Below are 12,662 nucleotides of genomic sequence, written 5' to 3' on the forward strand. Positions count from 1 at the left end.
TCGGCCGGATAAGGGGTAAACTGTGCGCCGATCAATTCTGTGACTTTTCGGGAGAGTGCTTTGGCCACAAAACGTAAAACTGCCTACGTGTGTAATGAATGCGGCGCTGACTACACCAAATGGGCAGGGCAGTGTAGTGCTTGTGGCACTTGGAATAGCCTATCGGAAGTACGCCTGGGACCGGATCACAAGGACAGCCGCGCCGCGAATTTTACCGATGCACAAAGTGGCTACGCCGGCTCCGCTGGTGCCGGCAAAGTGCAAAAATTATCGGAAATCGACCTCAGCGAGCTGCCGCGTATTCCCACTACGGCCTCGGAACTGGATCGGGTATTGGGCGGCGGGCTGGTTCCGGGTTCCGTTGTATTGATCGGTGGCCATCCCGGTGCGGGTAAATCCACTGTTTTACTCCAGACCCTGTGCCATCTTGCCACTTCAATGCCGGCGCTTTATATCACCGGCGAGGAATCTCTCCAGCAGGTTGCTATGCGCGCTAAGCGCTTGGGGCTGCCTACGGATTCTCTACAACTGCTCAGTGAAACCGATGTGGAGCGTATTTGCCTGGCAGCCAAGGAAGTGAATCCTCGGGTTATGGTAGTGGACTCGATCCAGGTGATGCACATGAGCGATGTGCAATCGGCCCCCGGCTCTGTGGCACAGGTGCGCGAGAGTGCGGCCTACCTGACCCGCTTTGCCAAGCAGACCGGCACGGCGCTGATTCTGGTGGGGCATGTCACCAAAGATGGCAGTCTCGCGGGCCCCAAGGTGCTGGAACATATTATCGACTGCTCCATTCTCCTCGAAGGCACCCACGACTCCCGCTTCCGCACACTGCGGGCCCATAAAAATCGCTTTGGGGCCGTTAATGAACTCGGCGTGTTTGCCATGACAGAGCAGGGCCTGAAAGAGGTATCCAATCCCTCAGCCATTTTCCTGCAAAGGGCCGAGGAGATCGCAGCCGGTTCTGTGGTGACTTCGGTGTGGGAGGGCACCCGGCCGCTGTTAGTGGAGTTGCAAGCCCTGGTGGACGATAGCAGTCTCGGCAACCCCCGCCGGGTAGCGGTGGGCCTCGACCAGAACCGCTTGAACATGCTGCTCGCTGTGTTGCATCGCCACGGTGGTGTCTTGGTGGGGGACCAGGATGTCTTTATCAATGTGGTCGGCGGGGTAAAGGTGATGGAAACCAGCGCCGACCTGACACTGTTATTGGCGGTAGTCTCCAGTTTCCGCAACCGTGTCCTGCCCCGGGATCTGGTGGTATTCGGGGAAGTTGGGCTGTCAGGCGAGATTCGCCCAGTGCCTTCGGGCCAGGAGCGTTTGCGCGAGGCGGCCAAACACGGTTTCCGCAAAGCCATTGTGCCTGCAGCCAACCGTCTTAAGAACGATATCGAGGGAATGGAAATGCACTCGGTCAAAACCCTGGCAGAAGCGCTGGCGGTAATTGATATGAGCTGACACTCCAGTCGGGGGCGGCTGTTTTGACAGAGGAATACCTTGCGGTATTCCTCTGGGAAAGTGAGTTTTCAGAGCCTCCTGCGCTAGGGGCGCCTAGTAGCTCCCTTGCGCTGGTTGTTACCGGGGCCCCGACGAAAATCCTCTGACGGAGTGCCCTTGTAACAGCGTGGGATAATGGGCCAGTCCTCTGTTAGAAAATAGGCATAGGTGCCCTTGGGGAATTCCGGGGTGCTTACCATTCTGCCGTTGCACTCATCCAATGTGCCGGAGCCAGCCACATAGTGGTAATCATCCACAAAGGTACCATCGTAGTAACCACCGGGTTCTCTACTGCCCTTGGGGCGTTTCCCGGGTTTCACCTGATAGCTTGAAGTCATTGCCGCAATCCCGGATTTCGGTTCCCAACCATCGGCATAGGCGTACAGGGCATAAATGGGGAATCCATCGGCAGCCCAGCCAATCAGCGGCGAATGCCTTTCCTTAGATACCCCCAGGCGCTGTAATAAACCGGTGGGAATTCCGTGATAGTGATAGGCACCATTGGGCTGAACATGGGCGTAGTTATCGTCTACACCCAGCTGAATCGCGCCGGATAGGGCTTCGTAGCGCCAGCGTCCACGATTGCCCAAGTACCATTCCGCAGCACTGGGGTCGAAAGGCACTCCGTTCAGTCCGATACCAAAATTCTGCAACGGAACCGGTGTAGGTTGAGCGGCAATTTGGGGGATAGCCGGAACTCGGAAACGATAGCGCTGCACCTCGATTTCATGGGGATTGCCGCGATTGGGGAAGGTACCAGTCTTGTGCTCGGAAATACCATTGGCCTCAATAACGCGCCAGGGTCCCTGGATACTGATACTCACTTCACTAAAGGTAATCGGCGCTTCGGTAGCGGGAACAGTGTGCTGCAGACCATCGGATTGCACCACTGTGTGTTTGCGAGCGGTGTGGCGTCCACCAGTGGCGCCCCCTCCTGTAGAGCGCGCAGTCGGTTTGCGCTCGGGAACACAAGCTAGGCCATGTGATTGGGGGTGGTTGCGGCAGCGACCACTGACTCGGCCATTGGGCAGTTCCATTGAGCAGCTGGCGCCACTGGACAGGTTTCGACAAGCCTCCAGGGCGCTATCGGGTACGTGAGCCAGCGAGAGAGGCGCAATACTGCAAAGCCCCACAAATAACCACTTCTTCATAATGACATCTCAAGATTTACAGTACCGCTGGCCGGTTGCGATTTATTGGGAGTTACTGTTCTTCATCTTCCATGGGGCGAGGGCCGCCTTTACCCTTGCCGCCGGCAGGTACACAGACCAGCTGCTCAATCTGCGGGGGCATACGGCAGGTGCCCTCCAATGTGCCTCTGGGTGTCTCGACAGTGCAGGCGTCTCCTTCTGCCAAGCTGCTACAGGCATCAATCGCTTCCTGCGGAGGCTGGCGCGGCTGTGCAGATACATTTGTGGCCAGTAAGAGGGCTGCTACTGGGATAAATATTTTTTTCATCGTGTTCTCCTGTCGTAGGCACTTTGAGGGGAGTCCCTAGAGCCTCAACTTTGCTCATTGGGTTTTGACAGAGGTTATTGCTGTCGCCCGAAACTATAGACTCGGGAAATGGCGATTACCGCTCAGCGAAGGGCTGGCTTCTCGAATTGGCCTGGGACTGCCATCGAAAATAGTCGAGGAATGAGTAAGTAATGTGGATCACTTGTAAAGAAGTGTGGGGCTGAAGAGCTCACTTTATGACTAATGATCCAGAGAGCTGACAGGCTCTAATTGATCAGTGGTGGAGGTGGGAATTAGGGGATGAGTAAATAGGAAAGGCTGGGTATTTAATCAGTCGTGACACAAGCTAAAATCTGGCTTGTGTCACGACTGATTCTGTATTTTTCTGAAGGGACTTTAACTTTCAGTTTCCAGTGCAGCTTTCGCCGCAGCTTCACTCAACAACCTGCGGCGAACTTTCATTGGAGTGGTACCAAACCAGCGGTCGCAGGCCCGGTTAAATGAGCTCTGCTCCCGATACCCCAGCATATTGGAAATCTGGGCCATAGGTGGCAACTTTCTACTGAGGTAATGCTCTGCGCGTTCGCGGCGAATACGGTCGAGAATATCCTCAAACACCAATTCCCGATCTCGCAACCTGCGCTGAAGTGTGCGCTTGTGCATGCCCAGCTGATTGGCGACTTCCTGCAGACTGCAGCGCTTTAGCGGCATCAGGCAATAGATCAGCTGTTCTACCTGGTGAATCAGGTTTGATTCACCTTGTTCCAGTACTTTGTCGATATAAGACTTTAATAGAGGTCTTAAAACCGGGTTGCACTTCTCGGTCGGTTGGGCCAACTGGCCGCTACTTAGAATCAAGGTGTCGCTATTTTGTGAAAACTGTACATTTGTACCAAAAAAGTTTTCATATTGGTCGTGGAGCGGCTGTTTGGACTTTAAATGAACCGCCTCCAGATTGAACTTTTCACCACATAATATTTGTAGTGCGACAACAGAAACCCCAAGGAGAAATTCCCGGAATAGCTCGAGAGGCAATGGAGAGTCCGAAGGTATATAACTTTCTAAATCATTTAAACAATGAAAAGTTATAAACGTTTGGAGCCCTTTAACTTCCAATTCAACTCGCAGGTTATAAGGAGGGGCGGCAAATTGCTTTACGGCAGCATTGAGGAATTCCCCGAGGGTCAACGACTGCAATACTGCTGCTCCAAGAGAACTGAGGGCGGCAGCCCCCTGGCTTTTTGCCAGTCTCAGTCCGAAATCCGCGCAATTGAGTTGTCGTGCGGCCTTTTCAACAAGGTCAGTCACTTTACTCAACGGGAGATACCCCTCGAGTTTTTCAACTTGCTCGGGGTTAATACCGGCGCTATTAAGCAGTGTTTCCGGGCAGCCATTTAGCTGGGATACTTGGTCATAAAAGCCGGTTAACAGCTTAGCTCTTATTTGTTGGGTCAATTTCTTCCAAATCCTTCCAAGAACCCAGCCTGATTTAATTATTAGGCGTGCCGGGTCGCAACTTCTATTTGAGCGGAAATATTCAACTGATAGGCGCGCCCGATAATTTTAGGAATCTACAAATAAATGCAAATTCCAGGATTACACATTCCTGGGCATTGTCTGACGGATTTGCAAAACCGTCATATTGGCGAATGCCTGTTTTATTTCGAATTCCTGATATGTATTGTGCGCTATGGATAACTGTTACTGCACTAACTACCACAAAGTGCACACGACTCATCCTGAGAAAATAATATATGAGATTAAAACAAGGCAGCCGAAACTGGCGCGATCCGCCAATCAGTCTCCGCTAAGTATTATTTCAAGGCCTATATTACTTGTTTTTTTTTGTGGATTCGAAGGGCTTTTGGCTTTTGCTCATAATCAAAATGTCACCTAATGAAAAAAAATACCAATTAAAGTTAATACATTGAAACTTTATTCCCTTATGACAGTAAAAAAATTTTTTTGTTTTATGGTGACTCCATATCTGGGAATAATAATTTTTTCTTAATTTATCCACTTTTTTACCCCTGCCTAAAGCTATCTTGAATGACTGGTGATTTCAGGAACGCTTTAACACTTTTTGGGTAGTTACCAGCGGATATAAATGACCAGTTCAAATGTACGGTCATTTTTGGGAGACAAAAAAGCCCGCATAAGCGGGCTCTAGGATTACTGATTAATCAGTGGATTAGCCACCATAGTAAGTAGCTGCACCGGGGCCGACGGGCAGTCCCAGGGCAAAAACCCAGATGAAGAACAGGGCTGTCCATCCAATAAAGAAGAAGATGGAATAGGGAATCATGGTGGCGATCAATGTACCCATGCCCAAGTCTTTCTTATAGCGCGCAGCAAAAGTAATGATCAGGCCAAAGTAACTCATCATCGGCGTGATAACGTTGGTCACAGAGTCACCGATACGGTAGGCCGCCTGGATTACTTCGGGGGCGTAGCCCAGCAGCATCAGCATGGGTACAAAGATGGGAGCTGTCACTGCCCACTGAGCAGAGGCACTGCCCAGCATTAAGTTCACAAAGCCACACATCATGATGAAGAACAGGAACAGTAGTGGCCCAGTGAGGCCGATGCTTTGTAGCGCATCAGCACCTAAAACGGCAAAAATGGTGCCCAGGTTGGTGATCTTAAAGAAGGCGACAAACTGTGCAGCAAAGAACACAAGGACAATGTACATCCCCATACTGTTCATGCTCTTGGCCATGGCATCAATGACATCTCGGTCATTCTTCATGGTGCCGACAACCTTACCGTAAACAAATCCCGGGATAGCGAAGAACACCAGGATCAGTGAGACGATACCTTTAAGGAACGGAGAGCCCGCGACCAAGCCTGTCTCGGGATTACGTAAAACACCCCACTCAGGCACCACCGTCAAAGCGAGTACTGCAGATACGCCCAAAACAGCCAAACCTGCGTACTTAAGGCCGCGCTTCTCGGCGTCGGTCAGGGTGCCAACTTTGTCTTGAGTCAGGTCGACAGATGCTTCACTGGGATCATATTTACCCAGCTTGGGTTCTACGATCTTCATAGTCACCCAGCTACCAACTCCGGTGATCAGGAAGGTACTGACAATCATAAAGAACCAGTTTACTTCCGGGCCCACGGAGTACGTCGGGTCGATCATATGGGCTGCTGATTCTGTGATCCCCGATAGCAGCGGGTCCACCGTTCCCAGCAGCAAGTTAGCACTGTAGCCGCCAGAGACACCGGCAAACGCGGCGGCCAGGCCAGCGATAGGGTGTCGACCGAGAGAGTGGAAAATCATTGCGGCTAATGGGATCAGTACCACGTAGCCCAATTCAGAGGCGGTATTAGAGATGATGCCGGCAAAAACCACTATGACAGTGACTGTGCGTTTGGAGGCCTGGAGTACCAGACCGCGAACAGCGGCACTTAACAGGCCGGAGTGCTCGGCAATCGCAACCCCCAATAGGGCCACCAAAACTGTCCCCAGCGGAGCAAATCCGGTGAAATTCTTAACCAGACTGGTAACGATCATCCTGAGTCCATCGCCACTCATAAGGTTGAAGACCTCAATGACGCCATCTGGCGCTCGGCCAGCAGCGCCAACCGGGCGGGGGTCGGGGACAGACAGGCCAAAGTAAGAAGCGATACCACTAATGACTATCACGCTAACGGCGAATAGTGCGAACAGTGTGATTGGGTGGGGGAGAAGGTTGCCGAGCCATTCCACTGCATCTAAGAAGCGGATAAAGGCTGTCTTGCGCCCTGGGGGACTGTCCTGCCGATCGCTCGGGGAGGTTGTTGTGGTCATTGTTGGTCCTCAGTCGTTACTGCAAGCGACCCTAATTGCCTCTGGGCCGCCTTGTAGCCGAAGGGTTGGCTGAAAAATGTGCTAAAGCCGAGATCATACACAAAACTACTTCAGCTAAGAATGCCCAGAGAGAAATGTTGCTCCTAGGCGGTAGGCCAAAGAGCTATCAGGCGACCCGGATAGGTAAAAGATCTATGATGAAAGATGTGCTGTTATGGCGCTTGTTACAGTGGGGCAAATCTTTCTGATTGCGGTCTCTGATGACTGGATATGCCATAATCCCAATACTATGTAGTCAATTCAGCGGTGAAAATAATGAAGATTGGAATTTTAAAAACCGATGATGTGCGCAAAGAGCTTGTCGGCGAATTTGGGGAGTACCCGGAGATGTTTGCCGACTTGTTGCGCGACCAGGACTCCAATTTGGAGTTTAACACCTACGAAGTCCAGCACGGCCAGTATCCCGACCATATAGATGAAGTAGATGCTTACCTGATTACCGGTAGCAAGACAGGCGTTTATGACGACAAACCCTGGATTGCGCCCTTAATGGATTTTGTACGCAAGTTACATGGTGAGAAAAAGCCGACCATTGGTATTTGCTTTGGTCACCAGTTAATTGCCCAGGCACTGGGAGGCCGGGCTCGTAAGTCAGATAAGGGCTGGGGGCTGGGGGTGCACACCTACGAAATGCAGGAGACGCCTAGCTGGATGTCTGAACCCGCCCCCAACTTTAGTCTCTTAGTAACGCATCAGGATCAGGTGGATCAGCTGCCGCTTGGTGGGCGAGTACTGGCTTCCAGTGAGTTCTGCCCCATGGCAATGGTGCAGGTGGATGATCATATGCTTAGCTTCCAGGCGCATCCGGAATTTACTAAGCCCTACTCGAATAGCTTAATGGAGCTTCGACGGCAGGCTTTTGGTGAAGCTGTGGTTGATAAAGGGCAGGAGTCGCTCAAGAACGATATCCATGAAAATGCAGTTGCCAGATGGATGCTGGAGTTTTTACGGCAGTAAATTTTCCCCATTAAAGAAAAATGAAAACCTCTATATAGCTATTTTCTATTTCTGATTCCAATGGTATCTGACCTTTTGAAACCCCACTTATAAGTGGGGTTTACTCTCATACATGCATTAAACTGCATCGTTATTCACCTTTGTTCTATATGTCTTAAAGGGCATATGAAATTCTTATAGGGTTATATTTTTTAATTTTATTTGAATATAACGATTTAACTGCAAAAATATAATTTTCTCCGGCAACTGGCAGTTATTTTTGCACTCATGTTTATGTTTGTCACTATCTCTAGATTTATATGTTGATAACATGAACCTTTAAGGTTGTTTTAAAAAGTAGTGGGTGTTTAATATGGGGTTCTTCATTTAAAGATTCTTGTTTAGGACGGGTATTCAATTAAATAACATACTTGTGCCAGTTTTATTTTTCTGGGGGCGTGTATGTATTCTAGTTGATTTAAATGGAGGTCTTGGGTGTTCGCAATTAGCTCAGGGAGGATGGATTAATAATTAACACAGCTTTTTAATCTAAAAAAAATCTATAAATATTTCTATAAGCAAAAGGATAGGTTTATGAATTTATTTAAAAGGGCAGTATTGGTCAGTGCCATTGGCTTGTCAGTATCTAGCACTAATGTGCTTGCGGCTGGAAATGTAAACGGGGGAATTGATGGAAGGCTTATTGGAGCAGATGGTAGTGAGATTCCTAACGTAACTATTCTTATTGAAAATGAAGAAAATGGCTTCAAAAGAACTATATCAACTGGTGACGATGGGGATTTCAAGGTCAAGTTACCCAGTGGAGTTTATAAAATAACCGCGCAGAAGTCAGGGTACCAACCGGCAGTAATCGAATCAGTACTAGTGTCTATCGGTAGCACAGGTAAATTAAGTATCCCTTTGAGCCAAGGCGATATGGAAGAGGTTTTGGTTGTAGCTGAGGCCTTACCACAAATACGTACAGGAACAGCTGAATCTGCTCTCAATATCAGTTTAGAGGATATTGAGATGTTGCCTGTAGGAAGAAATATAGAATCTGTTGCCTTGCTTGCTCCGGGAACTGTATTGGGGGATAACACATTCAGAGAGGATAAAGATCTTATATCATTTGGCGGAGCCTCTGTCGGTGAAAATGCTTACTATATTGATGGCTTGAATGTTACCAATTTTCGCAATGGCTTAGGTGGTTCTTCTGTACCCTTTGAGTTTTATGATCAGTTTCAAATCAAAACTGGTGGATATAGTGCAGAGTTTGGGCGGTCTTTAGGTGGCGTTTTAAATGCTGTTACAAAGCGTGGAACCAATGATTTTAAATATGGTGTAGTTACTTACTTTGAGCCCGGATCATTAAGGGAAACAAGCCCGGATACATTATCCACAGATGGAACGCTCTATGATCTCAATTCGGAGAATGAACAGTCTAGATATACTACGGACTACTATATAAGTGGTCCGATTGTGCCGGACAAATTATTTTTCTATGCACTTTATGAACAACAGGAAACTGTTGAAGAGTATAACACTCTCCAGGCCCCAGATACCTTTAATAATAGGGAAGTGGCTGATGACTTTTGGGGAGTTAACTTAACTTGGAATGTGACCGATGATCACATCTTAAGTTATGTTCATTTTTCCGATGAGCGGACTCGAGAAAATAAACAGTCAAACTATGACTACTACAACATGGACAAGCTTGATTATAAAGGCACGATCAGTGATTATCGAGGAGGAGAGAACTGGTTGTTGCGCTACGATGGTCAACTAACTGATAATTTCAGTATGTCTTTGTTATATGGACAAAACGAATATGAGTTAACAACAATTGGAACCACCGATGTTGAATGTCCTTTTATTATTGATGCTAGTGATGGGGCGCTTCCAGGAAATTCGTCTTATTATCCAGGCTGTAATACAAACTCCAGAATTCAAACCGGTGGTGATGAGCGCGAAGCAAGTCGAATAGATTTTGAGTGGGTACTTGGAGATCATACTGTCCGCTTCGGATATGATCGTGAAGATAATTCTTCCTCTTCTGCTGAGACCTATGCGGGCACCGGATTAAGGGATGGAAAAGGGGTCTATTACCGCTATATATCTGCCCTTCCTGACTCCAAGCTTTCTAATGGAGGTATTGTTCCCGATGTGAATGGCAATGGTAGCACGGTTCACTTGGTGCGGTATCGAGTAAGCGATGTTTCAGGATCCTTTAAAGTTGAGTCTGAGGCTTTTTATATCGAGGATACGTGGGATATCACTGATAACTTAACCGTCAGTGCTGGGCTTAGGAGTGAGATTTTCTCCAATTACAATGGTGAGGGTGATGTATTTATAGAAATTGATGATCAATGGGCTCCTCGTCTCAGTTTTTCTTGGGATCCTAGTGGCGATGGAGAGATGCGCGTTTTTGGTAACTGGGGTAGGTACCATATGCCTGTTGCTGCTAATACTAACGTGCGTTTATCTGGAGGAGAATTGGGCTTGGAGCGTTACTTCATTTTTAATGGAAGCTATGATCCAGTAACTTATGTCCCCACAGATATTGATGCAGAAGGGATACCTACAACTGAAGAAATAGGTCCTGTCCAGATTAATTCGAGCGGAGAAGTTCCCGATAGCCGACAATTATCTGATCGGGATTTGGAGGCTATGTATCAGGATGAATATATTCTGGGCTATGAAAAGGTTCTCAATGAAAATTGGAGTGTGGGTGTTAAAGCTACCTATCGTGATCTAAAGTCACATATTGACGATATCAGTATTAACCATGCGGTTGACGCATTAGGCTATGCTCATACTGGGGATGCTCATGGTTATGTTCTCGCTAACCCTGGAAGTGATGTAACAATTCCTTATGATAGGTATGGTACCGGTGAGTTGGAGATGACAACTTTCTCTGCTGAATTGCTCGGGTATCCAGAAGCTAAACGAACCTACAAAGAGCTAGAGTTTTCCGTTGATAAAGCCTTTGACGGCGTTTGGGGTCTAACAGCCAGTTACGTGTGGTCTGAAAGTAAAGGTAATACAGAGGGGTACGTTAAATCTGATAATGGTCAGGATGATGCGGGGATTACTCAAGACTTTGATTTCCCTGAAATTATGGACGGTGCCAATGGCTTTCTCCCTAATGATCGCACCCATAAGTTTAAGATATATGGAAGCTATCAGATAATGGAAAACTTACTATTAGGCGCCAATTTCCTTTTGCAATCAGGAAGACCGATAAACTCCTTTGGCAAAGGGCACCCAGATGGCACTCCCTACTATGGGGATACCTACTATTTGACTGATCCAGATGGTAATTTAGTGCGAACTGAGCGCGGTAGTCGTGGCCGGACGAGCTGGGTGAATCAGATTGACTTATCGTTAATTTATAACACTGAAATTGGTTTGGCTGATGTCGAGTTAAGGGCTGATGTCTTTAATTTATTAAATGCAGACGCTGAAACAGAAGTTGACGAATTTGCAGAGATTAGCCCCGGACTATCTGACCCTGACTGGGGGTTGAACCAATACTACCAAACGCCCAGATATTTTAGGTTAGGCGCCAGCGTACGTTTCTGATTTCAACTTTAATGGGCCGCCAATGTGGCGGCCTTAACTTCAATAGATATAACAATAGAGATAACTTAAGATAACGCTTCCTATTAATTGGATGGCTAATTGACTCCATATACTGAATCTTCCTCGATCTGAATAATTCTTACCCGGATAGGGTCTTCAATCTGAAAATATCGTCTCGCGCTTTCATCAAGTTGAACGGCCAAAGCTTGAAGTTTTTGGTGTGTTCGATCTGGTCTCTTTAAACAGGATACTTCAATATAGCATTCATCGGGTGTAATTTGATGAGTTGTGATAAAAATTATATTTGGGTCTTCTTCAGTTTCAAGTTCTTTGATAATCAATTTTTGAAAAAGCGCAGGGGTTGAGTCTGGGGCTAATTTAAGTGAGTTTAAAAAAATCTTGCAGCTGATCATGTATTGATTCCTGCTTAATACAGATGGAGGTGTTTATTACTATCTGCTTTAGGGGTCGGCGTTATGACCTCCAGGTTTCAATGTATAGTTGCCAATAGTTCCAGCCATTCTCCTGCCTGTTTCTATGCTTGGTATGTAGTAAATTATAGGTCAAAAGTGCGATTCTACTGCGGGAAGTAAAGTCATTATAATATTTATAGTGGCTGCAGCCTTTAATACATTTCTTTAAGTTGTAATTAAATGCATATTTTGCTTTAGCAGCGTGTAGGCTGGTGAGGAGTTGTGTTGTTAAAGTAGCTCAGGTTCCTTTGGGGTTATAGTTTTCTCGTGCATTGGGATAAGGTGCGGTGGTGAGGTGTCTTAAATTTAGTGTCTTAATATATTGACTTTGTACTCTGAGTGAAAATTTTAGATTGCGTAGAATCTCTGTTCCTAGAGTTGATATATTTAATTTCTTAGATTATATGGACTTTAAACATTGATAGATGTTGAGGTAGATGGTTTTTAGGGGAGATATTTGGTATGTCTGACAGCAGGTAAGTGAGCTGTATTAGACTAAATGAAGTAATGCGTAGTTTTAATGAGCTGATAAACAGCTTCTAAGCTATGGTTGTGGGTTGGGTTATCTGAGTTAGTGAGAGTAGATATTTTGATTATCGTCTGTACAGTAATAGTCCAATGGATAAAGAAGGAAAGTAATCATGCATGCTTGAATGCCGTATTTGTGGTCGATAAATGGGAATGCAGTCTACAGTCCAATCAGTCCACTGTGTAAGAGAACTTAGGATTTGTTGAGTTTGTAAGTTATGAATGCGGTTGGGTTTGGTATGAAAGCTCAAAAGGTCCCAATTAAGGGTATTGGTGTTTATGATAAGCAATTTTTGATACGAGCCTCGTAGTTCACCTTCAAAGCCATAATTGAAGGG

8 protein-coding genes are annotated in these 12,662 nt (G+C 47.0%); 3 read left to right on the plus strand and 5 right to left on the minus strand.

Annotated elements, in window-relative coordinates:
• Nucleotides 1-60: 60 nt before the first annotated feature.
• Entirely contained in the window at nucleotides 61-1,455 is a 1,395-nt protein-coding gene (radA, locus tag ACJJI3_RS19870) for a DNA repair protein RadA (RefSeq protein ID WP_444896030.1), read from the plus strand.
• A gap of 83 nt (nucleotides 1,456-1,538) precedes the next feature.
• Here the strand turns inward: radA and ACJJI3_RS19875 are convergent, their stop codons facing one another.
• The 4 genes from ACJJI3_RS19875 to ACJJI3_RS19890 all read right to left on the minus strand — a co-directional run bounded on the left by ACJJI3_RS19875 (nucleotide 1,539) and on the right by ACJJI3_RS19890 (nucleotide 6,745).
• Nucleotides 1,539-2,645: a YHYH protein gene (locus ACJJI3_RS19875; protein ID WP_444940696.1), complete on the minus strand. Its 1,107-nt coding sequence runs from the start codon at nucleotides 2,643-2,645 to the stop codon at nucleotides 1,539-1,541.
• A gap of 52 nt (nucleotides 2,646-2,697) precedes the next feature.
• The gene (locus ACJJI3_RS19880) at nucleotides 2,698-2,952 is read right to left on the minus strand and encodes a hypothetical protein (protein WP_413663408.1); all 255 of its coding nucleotides are present in this window, start codon (nucleotides 2,950-2,952) and stop codon (nucleotides 2,698-2,700) included.
• Between the two features lie 396 nt (nucleotides 2,953-3,348).
• On the minus strand, nucleotides 3,349-4,407 hold the full coding sequence (locus ACJJI3_RS19885; protein ID WP_413663407.1) for an AraC family transcriptional regulator: 1,059 nt from the start codon (nucleotides 4,405-4,407) through the stop codon (nucleotides 3,349-3,351).
• A 736-nt stretch (nucleotides 4,408-5,143) separates the two neighbouring features.
• Complete coding sequence (locus ACJJI3_RS19890) at nucleotides 5,144-6,745, minus strand: AbgT family transporter (RefSeq protein WP_444896033.1); 1,602 nt, start codon at nucleotides 6,743-6,745, stop codon at nucleotides 5,144-5,146.
• Between the two features lie 315 nt (nucleotides 6,746-7,060).
• Here ACJJI3_RS19890 and ACJJI3_RS19895 point away from each other — a divergent pair, with 315 nt between their 5' ends.
• On the plus strand, nucleotides 7,061-7,762 hold the full coding sequence (locus ACJJI3_RS19895) for a glutamine amidotransferase-related protein (RefSeq protein ID WP_444911570.1): 702 nt from the start codon (nucleotides 7,061-7,063) through the stop codon (nucleotides 7,760-7,762).
• Nucleotides 7,763-8,335: 573 nt separating this feature from the next.
• Nucleotides 8,336-11,323: a TonB-dependent receptor gene (locus ACJJI3_RS19900; protein ID WP_444940697.1), complete on the plus strand. Its 2,988-nt coding sequence runs from the start codon at nucleotides 8,336-8,338 to the stop codon at nucleotides 11,321-11,323.
• A gap of 95 nt (nucleotides 11,324-11,418) precedes the next feature.
• Here ACJJI3_RS19900 and ACJJI3_RS19905 read toward each other — a convergent pair whose 3' ends face one another.
• The gene (locus tag ACJJI3_RS19905) at nucleotides 11,419-11,736 is read right to left on the minus strand and encodes a hypothetical protein (RefSeq protein WP_444940698.1); all 318 of its coding nucleotides are present in this window, start codon (nucleotides 11,734-11,736) and stop codon (nucleotides 11,419-11,421) included.
• Nucleotides 11,737-12,662: the final 926 nt, after the last annotated feature.

This window comes from Microbulbifer maximicatervae (SeqCode) (assembly GCF_052466985.1).

Coding starts and splice junctions, on each gene's coding strand:
- ACJJI3_RS19890 (WP_444896033.1), bottom strand. CDS start 6,745: ATGACCACAACAACCTCCCCGAGCGATCGGCAGGACAGTCCCCCAGGG.
- ACJJI3_RS19875 (WP_444940696.1), bottom strand. CDS start 2,645: ATGAAGAAGTGGTTATTTGTGGGGCTTTGCAGTATTGCGCCTCTCTCG.
- ACJJI3_RS19900 (WP_444940697.1), top strand. CDS start 8,336: ATGAATTTATTTAAAAGGGCAGTATTGGTCAGTGCCATTGGCTTGTCA.
- ACJJI3_RS19880 (WP_413663408.1), bottom strand. CDS start 2,952: ATGAAAAAAATATTTATCCCAGTAGCAGCCCTCTTACTGGCCACAAAT.
- ACJJI3_RS19905 (WP_444940698.1), bottom strand. CDS start 11,736: ATGATCAGCTGCAAGATTTTTTTAAACTCACTTAAATTAGCCCCAGAC.
- ACJJI3_RS19895 (WP_444911570.1), top strand. CDS start 7,061: ATGAAGATTGGAATTTTAAAAACCGATGATGTGCGCAAAGAGCTTGTC.